At 72.3% G+C, this 21,888-nt stretch carries 22 protein-coding genes; 15 read left to right on the top strand and 7 right to left on the bottom strand.

All coding sequences use genetic code 11. The features are described from left to right. Positions 1 to 3: 3 nt before the first annotated feature. Positions 4 to 234 carry a hypothetical protein gene (locus ISU07_RS17625; protein ID WP_194708144.1) on the top strand — a complete coding sequence of 77 codons (231 nt, stop codon included), beginning with the start codon at positions 4 to 6 and terminating at the stop codon, positions 232 to 234. Between the two features lie 78 nt (positions 235 to 312). Here the strand turns inward: ISU07_RS17625 and ISU07_RS17620 are convergent, their stop codons facing one another. After that, entirely contained in the window at positions 313 to 747 is a 435-nt protein-coding gene (locus ISU07_RS17620) for a VOC family protein (protein WP_194708143.1), read from the bottom strand. Between the two features lie 102 nt (positions 748 to 849). Here ISU07_RS17620 and ISU07_RS17615 point away from each other — a divergent pair, with 102 nt between their 5' ends. From ISU07_RS17615 to ISU07_RS17600, 4 genes are all read left to right on the top strand, one after another. Beyond that, positions 850 to 1,611 carry a hypothetical protein gene (locus ISU07_RS17615; protein WP_194708142.1) on the top strand — a complete coding sequence of 254 codons (762 nt, stop codon included), beginning with the start codon at positions 850 to 852 and terminating at the stop codon, positions 1,609 to 1,611. A 76-nt stretch (positions 1,612 to 1,687) separates the two neighbouring features. Further along, the gene (locus tag ISU07_RS17610) at positions 1,688 to 2,203 is read left to right on the top strand and encodes a SigE family RNA polymerase sigma factor (RefSeq protein WP_194708141.1); all 516 of its coding nucleotides are present in this window, start codon (positions 1,688 to 1,690) and stop codon (positions 2,201 to 2,203) included. Then, positions 2,200 to 3,384: a hypothetical protein gene (locus ISU07_RS17605; RefSeq protein ID WP_194708140.1), complete on the top strand. Its 1,185-nt coding sequence runs from the start codon at positions 2,200 to 2,202 to the stop codon at positions 3,382 to 3,384. The genes ISU07_RS17610 and ISU07_RS17605 overlap by 4 nt, the downstream gene beginning before the upstream one ends. A 24-nt stretch (positions 3,385 to 3,408) precedes the next feature. After that, on the top strand, positions 3,409 to 4,215 hold the full coding sequence (locus tag ISU07_RS17600) for an alpha/beta fold hydrolase (RefSeq protein WP_194708139.1): 807 nt from the start codon (positions 3,409 to 3,411) through the stop codon (positions 4,213 to 4,215). Here ISU07_RS17600 and ISU07_RS24885 read toward each other — a convergent pair. Then, positions 4,212 to 4,742, bottom strand: coding sequence for a CGNR zinc finger domain-containing protein (locus ISU07_RS24885; RefSeq protein WP_194708138.1), 531 nt, complete (start codon positions 4,740 to 4,742; stop codon positions 4,212 to 4,214). The genes ISU07_RS17600 and ISU07_RS24885 overlap by 4 nt on opposite strands. 38 nt (positions 4,743 to 4,780) lie before the next feature. Here ISU07_RS24885 and ISU07_RS17590 point away from each other — a divergent pair, with 38 nt between their 5' ends. Beyond that, complete coding sequence (locus tag ISU07_RS17590; protein ID WP_194708137.1) at positions 4,781 to 5,752, top strand: EamA family transporter; 972 nt, start codon at positions 4,781 to 4,783, stop codon at positions 5,750 to 5,752. Positions 5,753 to 5,822: 70 nt separating this feature from the next. Here the strand turns inward: ISU07_RS17590 and ISU07_RS17585 are convergent, their stop codons facing one another. The 4 genes from ISU07_RS17585 to mce form a co-directional block, all read right to left on the bottom strand. Further along, positions 5,823 to 6,962 carry an AI-2E family transporter gene (locus ISU07_RS17585; protein ID WP_228522121.1) on the bottom strand — a complete coding sequence of 380 codons (1,140 nt, stop codon included), beginning with the start codon at positions 6,960 to 6,962 and terminating at the stop codon, positions 5,823 to 5,825. Continuing rightward, on the bottom strand, positions 6,959 to 8,335 hold the full coding sequence (locus ISU07_RS17580; RefSeq protein ID WP_194708136.1) for a coiled-coil domain-containing protein: 1,377 nt from the start codon (positions 8,333 to 8,335) through the stop codon (positions 6,959 to 6,961). Before ISU07_RS17580 ends, ISU07_RS17585 begins: the two co-directional genes overlap by 4 nt. Before the next feature lie 99 nt (positions 8,336 to 8,434). Continuing rightward, positions 8,435 to 9,772, bottom strand: coding sequence for a crotonyl-CoA carboxylase/reductase (gene ccrA / locus ISU07_RS17575; protein WP_194708135.1), 1,338 nt, complete (start codon positions 9,770 to 9,772; stop codon positions 8,435 to 8,437). A gap of 253 nt (positions 9,773 to 10,025) precedes the next feature. Next, positions 10,026 to 10,466, bottom strand: coding sequence for a methylmalonyl-CoA epimerase (gene mce, locus ISU07_RS17570; protein ID WP_194708134.1), 441 nt, complete (start codon positions 10,464 to 10,466; stop codon positions 10,026 to 10,028). 158 nt (positions 10,467 to 10,624) lie between these two features. Here mce and ISU07_RS17565 point away from each other — a divergent pair, with 158 nt between their 5' ends. The 9 genes from ISU07_RS17565 (at position 10,625) to ISU07_RS17525 (ending at position 21,148) form a co-directional block, all read left to right on the top strand. Beyond that, the gene (locus ISU07_RS17565; protein ID WP_194708133.1) at positions 10,625 to 11,806 is read left to right on the top strand and encodes an acetyl-CoA C-acetyltransferase; all 1,182 of its coding nucleotides are present in this window, start codon (positions 10,625 to 10,627) and stop codon (positions 11,804 to 11,806) included. Beyond that, the gene (meaB, locus tag ISU07_RS17560) at positions 11,807 to 12,760 is read left to right on the top strand and encodes a methylmalonyl Co-A mutase-associated GTPase MeaB (protein ID WP_194708132.1); all 954 of its coding nucleotides are present in this window, start codon (positions 11,807 to 11,809) and stop codon (positions 12,758 to 12,760) included. A gap of 74 nt (positions 12,761 to 12,834) precedes the next feature. Continuing rightward, positions 12,835 to 13,575, top strand: a complete 741-nt coding sequence (locus ISU07_RS17555; protein ID WP_323742687.1) for an ABC transporter ATP-binding protein — start codon at positions 12,835 to 12,837, stop codon at positions 13,573 to 13,575. Further along, the gene (locus ISU07_RS17550) at positions 13,575 to 14,480 is read left to right on the top strand and encodes an ABC transporter ATP-binding protein (RefSeq protein ID WP_194708131.1); all 906 of its coding nucleotides are present in this window, start codon (positions 13,575 to 13,577) and stop codon (positions 14,478 to 14,480) included. The genes ISU07_RS17555 and ISU07_RS17550 overlap by 1 nt, the downstream gene beginning before the upstream one ends. Further along, entirely contained in the window at positions 14,477 to 17,686 is a 3,210-nt protein-coding gene (locus ISU07_RS17545) for an FtsX-like permease family protein (RefSeq protein WP_194708130.1), read from the top strand. The genes ISU07_RS17550 and ISU07_RS17545 overlap by 4 nt, the downstream gene beginning before the upstream one ends. Positions 17,687 to 17,805: 119 nt before the next feature. After that, the gene (locus tag ISU07_RS17540; protein ID WP_194708129.1) at positions 17,806 to 18,315 is read left to right on the top strand and encodes a MarR family winged helix-turn-helix transcriptional regulator; all 510 of its coding nucleotides are present in this window, start codon (positions 17,806 to 17,808) and stop codon (positions 18,313 to 18,315) included. A 15-nt stretch (positions 18,316 to 18,330) separates the two neighbouring features. Then, positions 18,331 to 18,876 (top strand): MmcQ/YjbR family DNA-binding protein, encoded by a 546-nt coding sequence (locus ISU07_RS17535; protein WP_194708128.1) that lies wholly within the window; start codon positions 18,331 to 18,333, stop codon positions 18,874 to 18,876. 46 nt (positions 18,877 to 18,922) lie between these two features. After that, positions 18,923 to 20,623, top strand: coding sequence for an acyl-CoA mutase large subunit family protein (locus ISU07_RS17530; protein WP_194708127.1), 1,701 nt, complete (start codon positions 18,923 to 18,925; stop codon positions 20,621 to 20,623). A 96-nt stretch (positions 20,624 to 20,719) separates the two neighbouring features. Beyond that, a complete protein-coding gene (locus ISU07_RS17525; protein ID WP_194708126.1) occupies positions 20,720 to 21,148 on the top strand; it encodes a DUF5709 domain-containing protein in 429 nt (142 codons plus the stop codon). On the opposite strand, the gene ISU07_RS17520 is transcribed toward ISU07_RS17525, so the two are convergent. Further along, positions 21,145 to 21,519, bottom strand: coding sequence for a roadblock/LC7 domain-containing protein (locus ISU07_RS17520; RefSeq protein WP_194708125.1), 375 nt, complete (start codon positions 21,517 to 21,519; stop codon positions 21,145 to 21,147). The genes ISU07_RS17525 and ISU07_RS17520 overlap by 4 nt on opposite strands. Positions 21,520 to 21,888: the final 369 nt, after the last annotated feature.

The following is a 21,888-nucleotide window of genomic DNA, read 5'->3' as shown; positions in this document are numbered from 1 at the left end:
CCGATGCCACCCCCGAAGCCCTCCACCGAGGGCCCGCGCGACCGGCACGTGACCTACGAGATCGGCCAGCTGGTCCGGGCGCTCAGGTCCCAGGGCCCGCAGAGGCCGGAGGAGCTGGGCCGCCTGGTCGGCGACGAGTACTGGGAGTCCGGACGCTTCGACAAGGCCCTCGCTCTCGCCGTCAGCGACGGCCTGATCACCCGGACCGGCGAGGGCAAGGTCGCCGTCGTCTGACGACGCACGACGCCCGATTCGTCAGCGATCGCTTCGCCTCGGGCACCCGCAGGATCGCTGACGAATCGGGAGGAGCGGTCAGTCGAGGCAGAACTCGTTGCCCTCGGGGTCGGCCATGGTGATGTGGCCCTGGTCGACCTGATCGGCCTCGACCCGGTAGAGCCGGGTCGCGCCGACGGCGAGCAGCTCCTCGCACCGACGCTCCAGCGCGGCCATCCGCTCGTCGCCGCGCAGGCCGGGGGCGGCGCGCACGTCGAGGTGCACGCGGTTCTTGGCCGACTTGCCCTCGGGCACCTTCTGGAAGAACAGGCGGGGCCCGACGCCGTCCGGGTCGACGGACGCCGAGGCGTCGTTGCGACGCGCCTCGGGGATGCCCCAGGCGTCGAGCGCCTCGTCCCAGGTCTCGAAGGGCGGTGGCGGGCTGTCGAGCCGGTAGCCCAGCACCTCGTTCCAGAACAGGGACAGGGCGCGGGGGTCGGCGCAGTCGAACGTCACCTGGACCGTGGCGGCCATCAGCAGCTCCTCTCGGGTGGCGTGGTCGCCACCCTGCCAGGCAGCGGGGACACCGCACGCGTGCCGACGGCCGGCCTTGGCGCGATTTCGTAGGCTGGCGGCATGGGTCTGGTGCTGCTGGTCGTGCTCATCGCCGTGATCGCCGGCGTCGCGGTGGTCGCCAAGCGCTCCGCGGACCGGAAGGCGCTCGAGCGCAAGGCCGCCGAGCTGGAGCCGGTGAAGAAGCTCGCGTACGAGGACATCACGGCCCTCGGCGTCGAGCTCCAGGACCTGGGCGAGGACATGTCCGGGCAGGACCTCGACAAGGGCGCGCGCTCCGATTACCAGCGCGCTCTGGACGCCTACGAGTCGGCCAAGATGGCCGGCGACTACCTGACGTCGCCCGACGAGATCACCCACGTGACCAAGATCCTCGACGACGGGCGGTACGCCATCGCGTGCGTCCGCGCGCGCGTCGCGGGTCAGCCGCTGCCGACGCGACGACCGGCCTGCTTCTTCGACCCGCGGCACGGGATGGCGGTCGAGGACGTGCCGTACGCCCCGCCGGGCGGCGTCGAGCGCGACGTGCCCGCGTGCGCCCTGGACGCCGAGCGCGTCAAGGCCGGTGCCGAGCCGGACTCGCGGATGGTGATGGTCGGCTCGCAGCGGGTGCCGTACTGGCAGGGCGGCCGCACCTACGCGCCGTACGCCCAGGGGTACTTCGGCGGGTTCGGGCCGATGGAGTGGATGTTCGTCGGGCTGATGTTCGGGGGCGGGTTCGACGGCCTCGGCGACGGTCTGGGTGCGCTGGCCGACGGGATCGGCGACGGCATCGGCTCGATCGGCGACGGCATCGGCGACCTGTTCGACGGCTTCGACTTCTAGGGCGGGCGCCCCAGCGCTGGTCTAGACCGAGCGCCCGGCGCCGAACCCGGGGGCCGTGCCGGGGAGTCGTCTGGGCATGACCGCCGAGGAGGACTTCGCGCAGTTCGTGCGCGCGTCGTCCCCGCGGCTATTCCGCACGGCGTACGCCGTGGCCGGCGACTACCAGCTCGCCGAGGACGCCCTCCAGGCGGCGTACGCCTCGGCGTACTCCCGCTGGCGGCGCGTCCGGGAAGCCGCCAACCCGGAGGCCTACGTCCAGCGCATGGTGCTCAACCAGCTGCTGACCTGGCGTCGCCGGCTGTCCTTCCGGCGCGAGGTGCCCTCGGCGCGACTGCCCGAGCGTGGGCACGTGCCGTCCCACGAGGACGTGGTGGCCGACGTCGACGAGGTGTGGCGGGCCCTGGCGACCCTGCCGCCGCGGCAGCGTGCGGTCGTCGTGCTCCGGTACGTCGAGGACCTCTCCGTCGCGGACACCGCGGCCGCCCTCGGGGTGCGCGAGGGCACGGTGAAGTCGCAGACCGCGGCGGCGCTCACCCGCCTGCGGGGACGCCTCGACCAGCTGGAGACACCGTCGAGCGGGGGTGGCCGATGAGCATCGAGGAGAGGGTGGCCCGCGACGTCCGTACCCGGCTGGCCTCGCTGCCGGCGCACCTCGTGGACGTGGACGGGGTACGGCGCCGCGCTCGCCGCACGACGCTGCGCCGGCGGGTGACGACCGGGGTCGTGGCCGGGGTCGTGGTCGCCGGGGTGGCGTGGGCCGCGACCACCCTGCGCCCCGAGGAGCGGACGCAGGAGCCGGTGCTGCCTCCACCGGTCAACGTCGACTCCACACGTCCCCTGACGTACGCCGAGGGCTCGGCCATCCAGTACGGCACCCGGCAGGTCGACGTGGACGCGCCGCCGGACGCCATCGAGGTCACCGACTACGGCGTGGCCTTCATGAGGTCCGACGGCAGCATCTGGCTCTCCGACGGGGGAGCGCCGGAACAGATCGGCTCCACCGACCCGGCCTGGATCGCGGACTGGGAGGTGGACCCGCTGGTGTCCCAGGCCACCGGACCCGACCTCGAGTGGTTCGAGCCGGACGGCTCCGGTGGGGTCGACGCGGTGGTCTACGACACCAGGACCCGCGAGGAGGTCGGCCGCGTGCCGACCGGGGTCGATCCGGGCTGCTCCGGCGAGTGCGCCGAGATCTTCGGTGCCCACGACGGCCGGCTCTACTGGACCGACCGGCCGTGCCGGGAGGAGTGCCGGGGCTTCCCACCCACGCACGACGACGAGTCCAACGTCGAGCCGACGCCGACCACACGTGAGACCGACCTGGCCTCCGGAGACGGCCGGCTGCTGACCTCGCCGGAGTTCCGCGCCGTCGTCCGCGCCTGGCCCCGGGTGATCGAGCTGCGTCAAGCATCCGGGAAGCCGATGGACGAGACCAGCGACGACTACCTCGTCGGCGAGGGGCTCGGCCTCCAGATCGGGGGATGGCCCCGCGTGGAGGTCTACGGCCCCGGTCCGGGGGAGCTGGTCCGGTTCGTGGTGGCCAGCGGAGAGCCGGTGCAGTTCCGCGGCCACGGACAGCTGCCCACCGACGACGACTTCCGGCTCGTCCAGTGGCTCGACGACGACCGCGTGGTCCTGGCTCAGTACCGGTTCAACCGGGACTTCACCCGCGTGCGCTACTCGACGCTGGTCACGTGCCAGTTCTCGACGCATTCCTGCGAGGTCACCACGCCCGCCCCGGACGGCGGGTCCCGGGTCGTGCCAGGCACCTGACCGCACCACCTAGGCTGAGCCCCGATGAGCGATCCGGGCCTGTACGCGACCACCCAGGGCGAGCAGGGCTCGTGGGTGGTGTTCTGCCACGGGCTCTTCGGACAGGGCAAGAACTGGACCCAGATGTCCAAGACCGTCGCCCAGCGGCACCGGGTGCTGCTGCTGGACATGCCGCAGCACGGGCGGTCGCCGTGGACCGACGGGTTCTCGTACGTCGGCGCGGCCGACCAGGTCGAGGCCGCGATCGCGGCGCGCGCCGGCGACGAGCCGGTCGCGCTGGTCGGCCACTCGATGGGCGGGAAGATCGCGATGGTGCTGGCGCTGCGGCACCCGGAGCGGGTCGCCCGGCTCTGTGTCGTGGACGTGGCTCCGGTGGCGTACGACGGCGGCCGTCAGTTCGTGGGGTACGTACAGGCGATGCGCGGCCTCGACCTCGCCCGGCTGGACAGCCGCTCGGACGCCGATGCCGCGCTGCGGGAGGCCGTCCCCGACGACGTCGTCCGGGCGTTCCTGCTGCAGAACCTGCGCCGTTCGCCCGAGCCCCCCGGCTGGTCCTGGCAGCCGAACCTCGAGGTCATCGACCGCGACCTCGGCGCGATCACCGGCTGGCCGGCCGAGGAGCTCACCGGTGTGGCGCCGTACCCCGGCCCGGTGCTGTGGGTGCGCGGCGAGCGGTCCGACTACATCACCGACGAGCACGCGGCCGCGATGGCGACGTACTTCCCCCGCGTGCGGAAGCTGACCGTCCGCGGCGCCGGGCACTGGGTGCACTCCGAGCAGCCGGAGGCGTTCGCCAGCGTGCTGGAGGCGTTCCTCGCGACGTCGCGCTAGCGCTTGCGGGCGCGGTACGCCGCGACCGCGGCGCGGTTGCTGCAGCTGCTCCCGCAGAAGATCTTCGAGCGGTTGCGGGAGAGGTCCAGCACGATCCCCTCGCAGTCGTCCTGCGCGCAGACGCCGAGGCGGGACATCTCGTCGGAGCGGATCACGTCGATCATCGCCATCGCGGTCTCCACCATGATGCGTCGCTCCAGCGGCGCGTCGGGGTCGACCGCGTGCAGGTGCCAGTCGAAGCGGTCGTGGCGGGTCAGCTGGGGGAGAGCGTGCGCCTCGCGGAGCATCTCGTTGACCATCTCGACGGCCTCGTCGCGCTCGGCGGTCAGCAGGGCGCGCAGGCGCGGACGCGACCGGCGTACGGCGTCCAGCTCGGCCTCGTCGCCGTCGCGGCGGCCGGTGAACTCGAACCGCGCGTAGAACGCGTCCAGGTCCTCCACCGAGGTCAGCGTGTCGGGGTCCTCGCCGGTGTTGACGAGGGTCACCGCCGCCTGGAGCGAGATCTCGGTGTCATGTGCGAAGACCACGTTGACAGATTACACGAGGCGGCCTAGTGTCATGTGTCATGGCGACATTGGCGCATGACACGACCCCGGACGTGGTCTCGTCGCGCGCGCTGGCGGGGCTCGGGTTCGCCGTGCTGTCGGCGGCGTCGTTCGGCTTGTCCGGGGCGCTCGCGCGCGGCCTCCTGGACACCGGCTGGACGCCTGGCGCCGTCTCGCTGCTCCGCATCGCCATCGCCGCCGCGGTCGTGGCGCCGTTCGGGGCGGTCGCGCTGCGTGGCCGCTGGCACCTGCTGCGCCGCAACCTGCGTGGCCTGCTGTTCTACGGGATCGTCGCGGTGGCGATGCCCCAGTTCTCCTACTTCTCCGCCGTCGCGCACACGCAGGTGGCGCCCGCGCTGCTGATCGAGTTCACCGCGCCGGCCGCCGTGGTGCTCTTCCTGTGGCTGCGCCGCGGCGAGCGGCCGAGCCGGGTGACCGTGGGCGGTGCGCTGCTCGCGGCCCTCGGCCTGGTGCTGGTGCTCGACCTGGTGTCCGGCGCCGACCTGAGCGCGGTGGGCGTGGCCTGGGCGATGGTCGCGATGATCGGCTGCGCGACGTACTTCCTGCTGTCGGCCGACGACACCGGCCTGCCGCCCATCGCCCTCGCCGGCGGCGGCATGCTGGTGGCCGCGGTCGCGCTGGCGCTGCTCGGGCTCGTCGGGCTGCTCGACATGCGCGCGGCGACCGTGGACGTCGACCTGGCAGGTACGGCGGTGGCCTGGTGGGTGCCCGTCGTGCTGCTCGGCGTGGTGACCGCGGCGGTGTCCTACGTGGCCGGGATCGCGGCCATCCGCCGCCTCGGTTCGCGGCTGGCGTCGTTCGTGGCGCTGCTCGAGGTCGTTTCCGGCGTGCTGTGGGCGTGGTTCCTGCTCGGCGAGCTGCCGCACGCCGCCCAGCTCCTCGGCGGTGCGCTGATCCTCGCCGGCGTCGTCGGGGTCAAGCTGGGGGAGCGGGCCACCTCTGTGGCCCACCCTGCTGTCCGTGAGCGGTGAGTGAGTGTCGGTCCGGCGAGCCGAGACCGACCCTCACGCACCGCCGCCCGGCCGGACGGGCCCGGCGGACCTACCTGCCGTCCTGGCGCCGGATGAACACCTCGCGGGTGATCATCAGCAGCGCGGCGGCGGTCGGGATGGCGAGCAGCGCGCCCACCACGCCGAGCAGGCCGGCGCCGACGAGGGCCGCGATCACCGTGGCAGCGCCCGGGATGTCGACCGAGCGAGACATCACGCGCGGGTAGATCACGTAGTTCTCGACCTGCTGGTAGATCACGTAGAAGATCACGCAGGCGAGCCCGATCCTGTAGTCGGTCGCGAAGCCGATCGCGGACACGATGACCGCGCCGATCGTCGCGCCGATCATCGGGATGACGTCGAGCAGCAGGACCACGAAGGCCAGTGCGACGGCGTACTGGCCCAACCCGACGCTGAACAGGAAGATCAGCGAGGTGATGCCGGCGCAGGCGGCGACGACGACGGCGCCGGAGACGTACCCGCCGACGCTGGCGACAACCCGGTCGCCGAGCTTGCTGACGCGGTCACGGCGGGAGGCCGGGGCCAGCCGGTAGATCGCGTTCTTGGTCGAGTCGAGCGAGGACAGGAAGTACAGCGTCAGCACGAGGATCACGAACGCGTTGGCCAGCGCGCCGAGCACCCGCAGGCTGATGCCGAGCACGCCGCCGAAGATGCTCGAAGTGAAGTTTCCGTCCGTGACGTACTCGCGGACCTTGTCGATGACGTCGAAGCGGTCGTCGAGGTCCTGCACCATCTTGTTCTTCTGGAGCTGGTCGAGCCAGCCGGGCGCGTTGTCGGTGATCTGGGCGACCTGGTCGGTGATGACCGGGACGATCGCCAGCAGGAACAGGGCGACGCCCAGCAGGAACAGCACGATCACGCAGGTCACCGCGAGGCTGCGCCGCATGCCACGGCGCTGGAACCACTCGACCGACGGGTTCAGGCCGGCGGCCAGGAAGAGCGACACCACGATCAGGATGAGGACGCCGCCGATGCGCTCGGCCTGGTGGAACAGCCACATCGCCAGGACGAACCCGAGCCCACCGAAGAAGCCGATGTAGAACGGCGAGTGCCGGTCGAAGCGCGCTCCTTGCCGCCCGAGGTCGACCTGCTCCTCCTCGACGACCTCGACCTTCTCGGCGTTCTCGATCTCGACGTCCGACGCGTCGCCGGACTTGTCGCCGGGCGTCAAGCGCCGGCCTTGCCGGTGCCGTCCGACGACTTCTCCGCAGGACCGTCCTCGTCCTCGCCGAACCCGGCGACGACGTCGCGCAGGCTGGAGAGCTGGGCGGTGATGGCGTCGCGGCGCTTGGTCATCCGCTCGACGTCGGCGCGGATGGCGGCGAGCTGACGCTCGGCGTCGGCCTGGGCGCTGGTGTTCAACGAGTCGACCTGGCTGCGGGCCAGCGACACGATCTGCTCGGCCTCGCGACGCGCACGGGACAGCATCGCCTCGGACTCGGTGTGCGCCTGCTCGCGGTGGCTCTGTGCCTGGGAGATGGCCTCCCGGGCGCGCTGCTCGGCGGACGTCGCGCGGGACTCGGCCTCGGCGACGAGCCGGCCGGTCTCGGCGGTGGCGCTGGCGTGGTGGTCGGCCGCCTCCTTGGCCAGCCGCTCCTTCTCGACCGCCAGCGTGCGGCGCGCCTCCTGGACCTCGCGGTCGGCGGCGGCCCGGGCCTGCTCCGCCTCGCGCTTGGCGCTGATGCGCAGCTCGTTGGTCTCCTGCTGGGCGGCGAGACGCAGCTGGTCGGCCTCGCGCTGCGCGGACGCGAGCACGTCGGCCGCCTCGCTCCGAGCCAGGCTGCGCTCCTGCTCGGCGTCGGCGAGGATCCGCGCGCGGGTCTCGTCGAGCTCCTTGAGCTGCACCAGCCGCATGTCCTCGGCCTCGCGGGTGGCGTCGGCGCGGACCGCCTGGGCGTCGCGGTGTGCCTGCTCGAGGATCTCGCGGGCGTCCCGGTCGGCGACCGTGCGGACCTCGGCGGCCTCCTCCTCGGCCAGCCGCAGCATCGCAGTCGCGCGGCCTCCGAGCCCGGCGTACGACGGGTTGCGGTTCTCCTCGAGCTCGCGGCGGGCGGAGTCGAGCGAGCTCTCCAGCTCGCCGATGCGGCTGTGCGCCTGGCTGAGCGTGCTGCCGAGGCGCTCCTGCTCACCGGCGAGGTGGCGCAGCCGCGCGTCGACGGCGTTCTTGTCGTAGCCGCCGCGGCGTACGGTCGGCAGCCCGATGGAGCCGGGCTGAGGAGCGGCCGCGGGAGGTACGACGGTCTGCCGGGCGTACACCTGCGCCGCCTCGGCGACCGAGCCCGGTGGGGCCGGCTGAGGGGCCGCGGGCTGCGGGGCCGGTCGTGGCGCCGCTTGCTGAGCCGGCTGCTGGGCCGATTGCTGCTGGGCCGATTGCTGCTGGGTCGGCTGGGGGCGCTGGGGGAGAGGCTGGCTCGGCGCGACGGGCAGCACCTGGGTGCGCTCGACGTCCTGGCCGGGTACCGGCTCGCCCGTCAGCTCTTCCCCCTCGTCCGGCCTGTCGTCAGGCTCGTCGTCATCGAAGATGGACAGGCCTCGGTCGCTCATGCAGCGTCACTCCCTCGGGGCTGGTCTCGGAGACCCCAGTCTCCCCCATGAAGGGTGGGACGCCAGACCACCCCGTGGGGTTGTCTCAGCCGACGACGGTCAGACGCCGCGGAAGCGGTTGATCGCGCTCTCGTGCTTGGCCCGCAGCTCCGGGTCGCGCACGCCGAGGCCCTCCTCGGGGGCCAGGCAGAGCACGCCGACCTTGCCCTGGTGGGCGTTGCGGTGGACGTCGAGGGCGGCCTGGCCGGTCTCCTCGAGCGGGTAGGACTGCGAGAGCGTGGGATGGATCATGCCCTTGGCGATCAGCCGGTTGGCCTCCCACGACTCGCGGTAGTTGGCGAAGTGCGAGCCGATGATCCGCTTGAGGTTCATCCAGAGGTACCGGTTGTCGTACTGGTGCATGAACCCGCTGGTCGAGGCGCAGGTGACGATCGTGCCGCCCTTGCGGGCGGCGTACACACTCGCACCGAACGTCTCGCGGCCCGGGTGCTCGAACACGATGTCGACGTCCTCGCCGCCGGTGAGCTCGCGGATGTCCTTGCCGAACCGCCGCCACTCGGCCGGGTCCTGCTCGTGCTCGTTCTTCCAGAACTTGTAGGCCTTCTCGGAGCGGTTGATGATCAGCTCGGCGCCCATCGCGCGGCAGATGTCGGCCTTCTCGTCGTTGCTGACCACGCAGACCGGGGTCGCGCCGCCGTTCAGCGCGTACTGCGTCGCGAACCCGCCGAGGCCGCCGCTCGCGCCCCAGATGAGGACGTTGTCGCCCTGCTTCATGCCGGCACCGTTGCGCGAGACCAGCTGGCGGTACGCCGTGGAGTTGACCAGCCCCGGCGACGCGGCCTCCTCCCAGGTCAGGTGCGCGGGCTTGGGCATCAGCTGGTTGGACTTCACCAGCGCGATCTCGGCGAGGCCGCCGAAGTTCGTCTCGAAGCCCCAGATGCGCTGCTCCGGGTCGAGCATCGTGTCGTTGTGGCCGTCCGGGCTCTCGAGCTCGACGCTCAGGCAGTGGGCGACGACCTCGTCGCCGGGGTGCCAGAGGTGCACGCCGGGGCCGGTGCGCAGGACGACGCCGGCCAGGTCGGAGCCGACGATGTGGTACGGCAGGTCGTGCCGCTTCGACAGCGGCGACAGCCGGCCGTACCGCTCGAGGAACCCGAACGTCGAGACCGGCTCGAAGATGCTCGTCCAGACGGTGTTGTAGTTGATCGCGCTCGCCATCACCGCGACCAGCGCCTCGCCGGGACCGAGCTCGGGGACGGGTACGTCGTCGAGGTGCAGCGTCTTGCGCGGGTCCTTGTCCTTGCTGTCCAGTCCCTCGAAGAGGCCGACCTCGTCCTTGTGGACGGTGACGGCCCGGTACGACTCGGGCACCTCGAGGGCGGCGAACTCCTCGCCCGACGTGTCTCCGGCCAGGATGGCGTCGCGGATCTGCTGCATCCTCGGGAAGTTAGCGGCCATTCACCACGCATGGGCAGGTCTGTGAGGGACCTGACACGCCTCCCGCCGAGTTGCGCCCCGGGCACGGTCGAGCTGCGCTCCGGGCACGGTCGAGTTGCGCCCCGGGTACGGTCGAGTTGCGTCTCCGTCACCAAGCTCGGGTACCGGAGGCGCAGCTGGCCGGTGTCCCAGGCGCAACTCGCGCGTACCGGGGGCGCAACTCGCACGTACCGGGGGCGCAACTCGCACGCGGTCAGGGGGTGGCGGGCTCGACCAGCTCGATCAGCACCCCGCCGGCGTCCTTGGGGTGGACGAAGTTGACCCGCGAGCCGGACGTACCTCGTCGGGGGGCGTCGTAGAGGAGGCGTACGCCGCGCTGGCGGAGCACGCCGGCCACGGCCTCGACGTCGTCGACGCGGTAGGCGAGCTGCTGGATGCCGGGGCCGGAGCGGTCGAGGAACTTCGCGATCGTGGACTCGGGGGACAGCGGTGCGAGCAGCTGGATGCAGGAACCCGAGTCGCCGACGGCGACCATCGCCTCCCGGACGCCCTGCTCCTCGTTGGTCTCCTCGTGCACGGTCTCCATGCCGAAGGTGTCGCGGTAGAACGCCATCGCCTCGTCGAGGTCCGGGACCGCGATGCCGACGTGGTCGATGGCGGTGAAGAGATGACCGGGCAGATCAGTCGGGAGCATGCCGCCATGCTCGCCGTACTGCCGCCGGGAAGGCCACGCGCTGTGAGCATTTCCTCACCCGCGGCGGGGCCCGCGGCATGGCCCGCCGTACGGGCCCGTGGGTACCCTCGCCAGGAGGGACACAGTCATGTGTCAGGCGCTGAACCAGGAGGCACTCCATGTCCGGGAACGTCATCGTCGCGGGTGCGCGTACGCCGATCGGACGGCTGCTCGGGGGTCTCAAGGACCAGTCCGCGGCCCAGCTCGGCGGGGTCGCGATCGCCGGGGCTCTGGAGAAGGCCGGCGTGTCCGGCGACCAGGTCGACTACGTGATCATGGGCCAGGTCATCCAGGCCGGCGCCGGCCAGAACCCCGCCCGCACTGCCGCCGTCGCCGGCGGCATCCCGATGGACATCCCGAGCATCACCATCAACAAGGTGTGCCTCTCCGGCATCAACGCGATCGCGCTGGCCGACCAGCTGATCCGCGCCGGCGAGGTCGACATCGTCGTGGCCGGCGGCATGGAGTCGATGACCCTGGCCCCGCACCTGCTGCCGAAGTCGCGTGAGGGCTTCAAGTACGGCGACACCACCCTGGTCGACTCGATGGCGTACGACGCGCTGTGGGACCAGAAGACCGCGCAGGCGATGGGCATGCTCACCGAGCAGTGCAACGCGGCGGCCGACAACCTGACGCGCGAGGAGCAGGACGCGTTCGCCGCCCGCTCCCACCAGCGCGCGGCGGAGGCCTGGAAGAACGGCCTCTTCGACGACGAGGTCGTCCCGGTGACGGTGAAGGCCCGCGGCGGTGACATCCAGGTGAGCGCCGACGAGGGCGTCCGCGGCGACACGACGGTGGAGTCGCTGAGCAAGCTGCGCCCGGCGTTCGGCAAGGACGGCACCATCACGGCCGGCTCCGCCTCGCAGATCTCCGACGGCGCCTGCGCCGTGGTCGTGATGAGCAAGGCGAAGGCCGAGGAGCTGGGTCTGGAGTGGCTGGCCGAGATCGGGGCGCACGCCCAGGTCGCCGGCCCCGACTCGACCCTCCAGCAGCAGCCGGCCCACGCGATCGCCAAGGCCGCCGAGAAGGACGGCATCACGCCGGCCGACCTCGACCTCGTCGAGATCAACGAGGCCTTCGCCGCGGTCGGCATCGCCTCGGCGCGCACGCTCGGCCTCGACGAGGCCAAGGTCAACGTCAACGGCGGCGCCATCGCGCTGGGCCACCCGGTCGGCATGTCCGGCGCCCGGATCGTGCTGCACCTCGCGCTGGAGCTGAAGCGCCGCGGCGGCGGCACCGGTGCGGCCGCGCTCTGCGGCGGCGGCGGCCAGGGCGACGCCCTCATCGTCCGCGTGCCCTGAGTGAGGGCAAACCCCTCGGTCGACGAGCTCGTCAGCCGGGCCCGCGACGGTGACGCGCGCGCCGTCGCGCGGCTGATCTCCTGGGTCGAGGACGAGGCCCCGCAGCTGCGGGAGGTGATGGCCGCGCTCGCGCCGTACGCCGGCCACGCACAGATCGTGGGCATCACCGGGTCGCCGGGGGTCGGCAAGTCCACCTCGACCAACGCGCTCGTCGGCGAGCTCCGCAAGGCCGGCAAGCGGGTGGGCGTGCTCGCGGTCGACCCGTCCTCCCCGTTCTCCGGCGGCGCGCTCCTCGGCGACCGCGTGCGGATGCAGGACCACGCCCTCGACCGGGACGTCTACATCCGGTCGATGGCCTCCCGCGGGCACCTCGGCGGGCTCTCGTGGTCGACGCCGCAGGCGTTGCGCGTGCTCGACGCGGCCGGCTGCGACATCGTCCTGGTCGAGACCGTCGGCGTCGGCCAGAGCGAGGTCGAGATCGCCGGGCAGGCCGACACCACCCTCGTGCTGCTCGCTCCGGGCGCTGGCGACGGCATCCAGGCGGCGAAGGCCGGGATCCTCGAGATCGCCGACATCTACGTGGTCAACAAGGCAGACCGCGACGGCGCCGACCAGCTGCGCCGCGAGCTGCGCGGCATGATCGCCCTCGGCGAGCGCGACGCGGACGACTGGAAGCCCCCCATCGTGAAGACCGTCGCCCACAAGGGCGACGGCGTGGACGAGGTGGTGGCCGAGATCGACCGGCACTTCGCGTGGCTGGCCGAGTCCGGCGAGCTCGAGAAGAGGCGCACGCGCCGGGTGCGCGACGAGATCGAGACGATCGCCGTCACCGCGCTGCGCCGTCGCTGGGACGACGTGCACGCCCGCGTCGAGCTCGACGACCTCGCGGCCGCGGTCGTCGCCGGCGAGTCCGACCCGTACACCGCCGCGGACACGCTCCTGGAGAACTTGTAGCGCGAGGTCACGATTTCGCCACAGGCGGCACCCCGGCGTGGGATTTGCCGGAGGACGTCCCTAACCTCCATCGGGTGACCACGATCGGGGACGACGGGCGCCAGGACGGCCGTCTGGTCGGGACCGACCTGTCGTTCGACGTCGAAGGTCGCCGGGTGCTCGACACGGTGTCGGTAGCCGCCGAGCCCGGCCGGATGCTCGCGGTCACGGGCTCCTCCGGGTCGGGCAAGACGACGCTCCTCACTCTCGTCGGCGGGCTCGCGAAGCCGGCCACCGGCACCGCGACGTACGACGGCGGGCCGGTCACCACCAAGGCCGGCGACCCGCTTCCGGGGACGGGCTTCGTGCTGCAGAGCTACGGGCTCGTGCCCACGCTCACCGCGGCCGAGAACGTCTCCATCGCGCTGCGCGGCCGCGGCGTCGGCCCGGTCGAGGCGACCGAGAAGGCCGTCCAGGCCCTGGGCCGGGTGGGCGTCGACGAGCTCGCCGACCGGCTCATCTCCGAGCTGTCCGGTGGACAGCTCCAGCGGGTCGCCGTCGCGCGTGCGCTCGTCGTCGAGGCGGCCGTGCTGCTCGCCGACGAGCCGACCAGCGAGCTCGACGAGGCCAACCGGGACGTCGTGGTCGGCCAGCTGCGGATGGAGGCGAACCGCGGCGCGGTCGTGCTGGTCGCCACCCACGACCCGGCCGTCGCCGAGGAGTGCGACGAGGAGGTGCACCTGGTCGACGGGAGGATCGAGGTGCACGAGGCCCCGCCCCCGCCACCCGAGCCCGGCCACGAGCACGACGCCTTCATGCGGCCCGGTACCTCCTGATGTCGGTCGACAGCTGGGTCTCGGCCGGCTCGACCGCCGTGGGACGACGTACGGGCATCGCGGTGCGGTGCCAGAACGTCGTGCACATCTACACCACGCTGGCCGGGCACGACGTCGTCGCGCTGCGCGGGGTCAACCTCGATATCGCCCCGGGCGAGCAGGTTGCGCTGCTCGGGCCGTCGGGGTCCGGCAAGTCGACGCTCCTGGGGCTGTTCGGCGGCCTGCAGCGCGCGTCGGCGGGCAAGGTGGTCGTCGACGGCATCGACATCAGCCGCATCCCGGAGTCCGAGCTGACCAGGCTGCGGGCCGGCAAGGTCGCCTCGCTGCTCCAGGGGGCGCGCCGCAACCTGCTGACCTACGCCTCCGCCGCCGGCAACGTCGAGTTCGCCCGCCGCGGCCTGGCGCCCGCCGACGTCCGCGAGCTGCCGAGCCCGCGCCAGCTGCTGGACCTGCTCGGGCTGGGCGAGCTGACCGACAAGCCGGTCAACGCCATGTCCGGCGGCGAGCAGCAGCGCGTCGCGCTCGCCGTCACCGTGTCCAGCGGCGCCGGTCTCCTGCTCTGTGACGAGCCGACCTCGCAGCTCGGCCACGCCGACCGCGACACCATGGTCGACCTGATCCAGCGGGTGAACGCCGAGCTCGGCACCACGGTCGTCATCGTCACCCACGACCCCGACATCGCCTCGCGCATCCCGCGGCGCATCACCATCCGCAACGGCCGGATCGGCTCCGAGGGCGTGCACGGCCGCGACTACGCCGTCATCGACCAGGACGGTGCGGTGCACCTGCCCGAGGAGTGGGCGGACGACTACCCGCCCGGCTCCCTGGTCGAGTTCGAGGAGACCGAGGACGGGTTCTTCGTACGCCGGGTGGACGTGTCGCCTCCGGGAGACCACGGCCGATGAGCACCTTCCTCGCCGGCCTGCGCTCGCGGCGCTGGCTCAACATCGGCGTGTTCGTGCTGGGCGCCCTGTCCATGCTGGTCGCGGTCGCGACGCCGCTGTACGCCCGGTCGTCCTCGGAGCACGTGCTCGACCAGCGCACCCTGCAGCGCCCGAACATCGAGACCGGCCTCCAGGTGGAGGTCGCCCCTCCGTCGGACGAGGCCGGGGGCACCTACCACCCGATCACGGTGGCCAGCGTGCCGGCGGGCCAGGACCGGGCGGCCGACGACCAGGCCCCCGAGCCGCTCAGCGACAGCACCAAGCAGGGCATGGTCGACACCGCACTCGACCTGGCGTCGAGCGACGCAGCCAGCACCTACTGGCACCCGCCGGTGGGCTTCCTCGAGAGCACCGGCAGCACCCAGCCGGTCGGCGGCGTGCAGCACCCGATCCGGGCCCTGTGGCGCGACGGCATGTGCGAGCACGCGACGGTGGTCGGACGGTGTCCCGCCGGTCCCGACGAGGCGCTGGTCGACCCGACCATGCTCAGGACGCTCCAGAAGAAGGTCGGCGACCAGGTCACGATTGAGTACACCGTGTTCGCGGGCGACGACAAGAAGGCCACGACTTTCACGCAGGCCTGGACCATCGTCGGCACCTACACGATCGCCGACGCCACGGACGCCTACTGGTTCGACCCGGCGCACACCGTGGGCGACGGGTTGCTGCGTCCGCCGCCGGGTGGCGACCCGCCGCTGCCGGCTCCGTCGCTGCTCGTCGACCAGGCCGGCATCGGCTACGCGGCCGTCGGTGGCGCCGAGCGGGCGATCGACCTGCGGGCTCTCGACATCGACACCATGGACGCCGCCAACGCGGACCTCGTGGAGTGGCAGGGCGAGATCGCGGGCCAGGCGCCGCCGGTCCTCCAGAGCGACGACCCCGCGAGCCTCCTGTCGCTGTTCGAGGACGTCCGGGCCGAGCAGCACCTGCTGTCCCAGATCACCCTCGCCGCGATCGTGCCGCTCGTCGTGCTCGCCCTGCTCCTGCTGTACGTCCTGGTCTCGTCGGCCGCGGAGGTACGGCGTCAGGAGGTCGCGCTGGCCAAGCTGCGCGGGTTCTCGTCGGCGAAGGTGGTCCGGTTCGCGGTGGCCGAGCCGGTGGCCGTGCTGCTGTTCGCCGTGCCGGTCGGGATCGCGCTGGCCGTCGCGGCCTCGCGCTTCGTCACCGACACGTGGCTGGGCCAGACGCCGTTCGTGGTGACGCCGCAGGCCGTGGCGTCGGCGGTCATCGTCACGGTCGCCGCCCTCGCGGGCGCGTTCGTCGCCGTCCTGGGCGTCGTCCGCGAACCCCTCGCCGCGTCGCTGGCGTCGGCGACCCGGCGGCGTACGACGTCCCGCTGGGCCCTGCTGGCCCAGGGCGCCCTCGTCATGCTGTCGGCGGCCGCGGTCGTGCAGGTCGTGACGTCGGACGCGACCCAGTCCTCCAGCTTGCTGGAGCTGCTGACGCCGCTGTTCGTCGCCCTGGGGGCGTCGGTCCTGGCGCTCGTCGGGCTCGGCGCGCTGGCGCGCCTGTGGATGTCGCGCACGTCCGCGCGCGGCGGCCTGTCGCCGTTCCTAGCCTCGCGGCGGCTGGTGCGCCGCCAGGACCTGATGCAGCTGGTGCTGCCGCTGCTGCTCGCCACGGCGATGGCCACGTTCGCGGCCTCGGCGTGGAAGGTGGCCGACGACTGGCGGGTGTCCAAGGCGGCGGCCACGGTCGGCGCGCCGACCGTGTACTTCACCGACAGCTCACCCGCGCAGCTCTACTGGCTGACCCACGAGATCGACGCCGACGGCCGGTACCTCGCCGCCTTCGTGCCGCCGACCCCGCGCACCACCGACGGGGCGAGGGTCGCGCTGGTCGACTCACCGCGGTTCGCCCGGGTGTCGGCCTGGGACCCGTCGTGGGGGACCGGGCCGAGCCAGGTGCAGGGATGGCTCTCCTCCGGCGTCCGCGCCGACCCGGTCACCTGGACGGGCAACGACCTGACGTTCGAGCTGACCGGCATCGCCCTGAAGGGCAAGCTCAACCTCCCGGTCTCGCTCTGGATGAGGTACGTCGACACCGGCACCGGCCAGCAGGAGATCCTGCCGATGGGCGAGCTGCCGCTGACGGGCGACGCCACCATCGAGGGCTTCGCCTCCGGCTGCGAGCAGGGGTGCGAGCTCCAGCAGCTGTACCTCTCCGGCAGCAGCTCCTCGGTCACCGACGTCCACGGGACCTTCACCATCGCCGCGGTCGCGACCGATGGTGAGGACTCCGGCGACTGGCGGCTGACCGACGCCTCGGCCTGGCGGGCCGCGCGCCCGTTCGGCACGTCCGACACGGCGCCGGTCTCCCTCAGCGCGGGCGCCGGTGGGCTCACCCTCGACATCGCCGAGGGTGAGCCGACCGTCGTCCGGATCACGACGACCGACCTGCCGGACGCCCCGGCGATGGTGGCCACGACGGGCACGAAGCTCGACGACGCGGGTCGCGACGAGGTCGAGGGGGCGTCGCTGATCGGCACCCGCACGCCGATGCAGGTGACCGGACGCGCGGACGCCCTTCCCGTCGTCGGGAACAACGGCGGCATCTCCGACCTCGGCGTCGCCCTGCGCGAGTACGGCGACCTCTCCACCGACGTCAGCCTCACCGAGCTGCTGGTCGCCTCCGGCACCCCGCGGTCGGTGATCGCCGACCTGCGCAAGGCCGGAGTCGACCTCTCCACCGTGCGGACCGAGTCCGGCGAGCTCCACCAGCTGCGCTCGGACGCCTTCTCGCTGGGCTGGAAGGTCTTCCTGCTGGTCGGCGTGCTGACGCTGGCGCTGGCCTTCCTCGGGGTGCTGGCGCTCGCGATCGTCCAGCTCCGCTGGCGCTCCTACGAGGTCGCCGCGCTCCGCGTCGTCGGCGTCCGCCGGCGGGACCTGAGCCGGGCGATCCTCACCGAGTACGTCGCGCTGCTCGGCATGGCCGTCGTCGGCGGTGCGCTGGCCGCGGTCGCCGCCCTGCTGCTCGTGCTCCCGTCGCTGGACATCGGCGTGGTCGGCACGTTCGACCCCGCGGTCGACTACGACCTGCGGTGGCTGGTGCTCGGCGGCGTGCTGGGCGTGGTGCTGCTCGTCGTCCTGGTCATCGCCTGGTGGATCGCGCGCCGTACCGTCCGCCTGGGGACGCCGGCGACGCTGAGGCAGGCCGACGTTCGCTGACGCTGGTCGAGGAAGGCGCGCAGCGCCTGTCACGAGACCGCGGGAGGCTGCGAACGCCACCGGGTCTCGTGACGGGACTTCGTCCCTCCTCGACCAGCGGTGGGCCCGATAATCGACCCATGCCACCGAGCCAGGCGCCGCTGCCGTTCGACCCGATCGACGAGGCAGCGCGCCAGTGGGGGCTGAGATGGGACCGGGTGCCGGCGATGCACGCGGTGACGTCGCTGATGCGGGTCCAGCAGCTGGTGATCGGCCGGCTGGACGCGATCCTCAGGCCGCACGGGCTGACGTTCGCGCGGTACGAGGCGCTCGTGCTGCTGACCTTCTCCTCGCGGGGCTCGCTGCCGCTGGGGAAGATGGGGGAGCGCCTCCAGGTGCACCCGACGTCGGTGACCTCCATCGTGCAGCGGCTGGTGCAGGACGGGCTGGTCGTGCGGCTGCCGCACCCCGACGACGGCCGGGGCGTGCTGGCGGAGATCACCCCGCGCGGCCGGGCGCTGGTCGAGGCGGCGACCAAGGACCTGGTCGCGACGGACTTCGCGCTGGAGTCGCTGACCGAGGACGAGCTCGCCGAGCTTTCGGCCCTGCTGCGGCCGGTACGTCGCGACGCCGGGGACTTCGCAGACTGAGCCGGTGAGGGCGCGATGACCGACGCGGACGCCGTACGCCGGGTGGCGCTGGCCCTGCCGCGCTCGTACGAGGTGCAGGTCCGGGGCCGCTGGAAGTTCCGCGTCGGTTCGATCGTGTACGTCGCGTTCTCGGCCGACGAGCTGACCATGGGCTTCGGGTTCCCGAAGGCCGAGCGGGACGGACTGGTCGCGTCGGACCCGGCCACGTTCTTCCTGCCCGGGACCTCGGACCTCCGCTACCAGTGGGTGTGCGCGGTGCTCGCCGGGCTGGACGAGCAGGAGATGCGCGAGCTGGTCACCGACGCCTGGCGGATGTGCACCCCGAAGATGCTGCACGACCTGCCGGAGCTCCCAGCGCCGGCCATGGCGGCGTACGGGTTCCTCGACTCCGGCTCCTGGGGTGAGCTCAGGCCGCTGCTGCACCCGTACCTGCACTTCGACGACGGCCGGGTCTCCCTCCGGGGCCGGACCAAGGTGCTGGACCACCTCCGGGAGAACGGCGCCAAGCCACCGGTCGAGGTCGAGGTGCGCGACGGGCAGATCTACTGCTGGGTCAGGTAGGGCACGTTGTTTCGCGTAAATTAGTAGGACGTCCTACTATTTCGGTATGACCGACTCCCCTCGCGCACGCTGGCAGTCCCGGTACGACGCTGCGCTGACGTCGGGTCGCACCCGCGACGCCGACTTCACCACCCTCTCGGGGATGACCGTCGAGCCGGCGTACGGCACCGAGGACTCGGAGTGGCCGGGCGAGTTCCCGTTCACGCGCGGCCTGTACCCGACGGGGTACCGGGGGCGGACGTGGACGATCCGGCAGTTCGCCGGGTTCGGCAACGCCGAGCAGACCAACGAGCGGTACCGGATGATCCTCGGCCGCGGCGGGGGCGGCCTGAGCGTGGCCTTCGACATGCCCACGCTGATGGGCCGCGACTCCGACGACCGCATGTCGCTCGGCGAGGTCGGGCACTGCGGCGTGGCGATCGACTCCGCGGCCGACATGGAGCGGCTCTTCGCCGGCATCGACCTCGGCTCCGTCACCACGTCGATGACGATCAGCGGGCCCGCGGTACCGGTGTTCTGCATGATGATCGTCGCCGCGGAGCGCGCGGGCGTCGACACCGGCAAGCTCAACGGCACCCTGCAGACCGACATCTTCAAGGAGTACATCGCCCAGAAGGAGTGGCTGTTCGGCCCGGAGCCGCACCTGCGCCTGATCGGCGACCTGATGGAGTACTGCGCCGCGGAGATCCCCGACTACAAGCCGCTCTCGGTGTCCGGCTACCACATCCGCGAGGCCGGCTCGACGGCCGCGCAGGAGCTCGCCTTCACGCTGGCCGACGGGTTCGGGTACGTCGAGCTCGGCCTGTCCCGCGGCCTCGACGTGAACCTCTTCGCGCCCGGCCTCTCGTTCTTCTTCGACGCGCACGTCGACTTCTTCGAGGAGATCGCCAAGTTCCGCGCGGCCCGGCGCATCTGGGCGCGCTGGATGCGCGACGTGTACGGCGCCACGTCGGAGAAGGCGCAGTGGCTGCGGTTCCACACCCAGACGGCCGGCGTCAGCCTGACGGCCCAGCAGCCGTACAACAACGTCGTCCGCACGGGCATCGAGGCCCTCGCGGCGGTGCTGGGCGGCACGAACTCGCTGCACACCAACGCCCTCGACGAGACCCTCGCTCTCCCGAGCGAGCAGGCGGCCGAGATCGCGCTGCGCACCCAGCAGGTGATCATGGAGGAGACCGGCGTCGTCAACGTCGCCGACCCGCTCGGCGGCTCCTGGTACGTCGAGGCGCTCACCGACCAGATCGAGGCCGAGGCGAACCTCATCTTCGACAAGATCCTCTCGATGGGCGGCTCGACGATGTCCCACCAGGACACCGAGCGCCTCGCGCAGGCCACCCAGCGGGGCGAGACCCCCGTGACGAAGGGCCTGCTGCGCGGCATCGAGGAGGGCTGGTTCATGTCGGAGATCGCCGAGGCGGCCTTCGTCTACCAGGTCGCGCTGGAGAAGGGCGAGAAGAAGATCGTCGGCGTGAACACCAACACCGAGTCCGTCACCCACGACCTGGAGATCCTGCGGGTGTCCCACGAGGTCGAGGTCGAGCAGGTCCGGCTGCTGGCCGAGCGCAAGGCCGGCCGCGACGACGACGTGGTCAAGGCCGCGCTCGAGCACCTGGTGCAGGTCGCCCGTACCGACGCCAACATGATCGAGCCGATGCTCGAGGCGGTCCGGGTCGAGGCCACGCTCGGCGAGATCTGCGACGCGCTGCGCGCCGAGTGGGGCGAGTACCGGGAGCCCGCGCGCTTCTGACGGGTGGCCCCCCCCGATTCGTCAGCGATCCTGCGGGTCCCCACCAGGAGGCGACCTCTGACGAATCGCTCACCGGCCGGTGTCTAGGGTCGGGGCATGAGCGAGAACGACAGCGAGGTCTACGGCGGCTACAGCGTCGACGACGAGGACCAGCCGCAGGGTGACGGCGACAGCCTGACCGACAACCGCGGCCTGGACGACCCGCTGGACGAGGGGTACTCGCCGCCGGAGAAGTGGTCGGTCGCGGAGGGGTACGGCAACACCCCGCTCGAGGAGGAGCTCGGCGAGACGCTCGACATGCGGATCGCGCAGGAGGAGCCCGAGCCGGACCCGTACGCCGAGGAGGACGACGACTTCCTCGACGACGGCGAGGTGGGCACCGCGCGCGCCGGCCGTCTCGTGGCACCCGACGAGGGGGCCCACGAGGACGAGGACGCCGAGCTGTACGCCGAGGACGCCGGCATCGACGGTGCCGGGGCCTCCGCCGAGGAGGCCGCCATGCACGTCGTCGAGGACGAGCTCTAGCCCGACAGCTGTCCGGCGTACCTCTCGAGGGCGTCGCGCACGCCGTCGGCGGTCTTCCGCGCCTGCAGGAGCATCCGGCCGAGGCTGACGTCGTCGGCCGTCAGCGCGACCAGCGGGTGACCGGCCGCCGCCGAGGGCACCGTCAGGACGACGGTGTGCGCCGAACCGCTGGCGAGGGTCACGTGGTCGACCGACCGGTCGTGGTGGGCCTGCGTCGTCGCGGTGGACATCGCGTTCAGCGAGCTGATCAGCACCGAGAGGCGCGTCGCCTCGTCGGTGGTGAGCCCGTACGCCGCGAGCACCCGCCCGTCGGAGCTGCACACCAGCGCCGAGCTGAGAGTGGGCAGCTCGGCCGCGAGGCGGGTCAGCACGGGTTCGATGGTCAGGGGAGTGGGGTCCGGGCGCGGTGCGGGGGCAGGTGGCGGTGCCACGTGGGTCGGTGGTGGCGTCGGGGCGGGGGAGCCGATCTGTTCGCGGGCCGGGTCGTGGACCCGGCGCGGCAGGGTCGGCCGTTCGATCGAGGGGGCGGTCATGGGTCAGCGACTTTCCGAGACGAGGGGAGGAGGTGGGCCGGCACCCGATGGATGCTCCGGGTGCCGGCCCCAGGTGCAGGGCCGTGACGACCGGGGGGAGGTCGTCAGGACCTGCGGTCGAGCAGCGAGCAGCCCGGCCTGGGTTCGCCGATGCGCGGAGCAGGGCCACGAGGGTCGACTGCTGCTCGAGAACAGGGGTCGTCGGTC

The organism is Nocardioides islandensis, from assembly GCF_015352455.1.
Taxonomy (GTDB): domain Bacteria; phylum Actinomycetota; class Actinomycetes; order Propionibacteriales; family Nocardioidaceae; genus Nocardioides; species Nocardioides islandensis.
The sequence above is the reverse complement of the archived record's forward strand: the minus strand, read 5'-3'. Positions and strand labels throughout refer to the sequence as shown.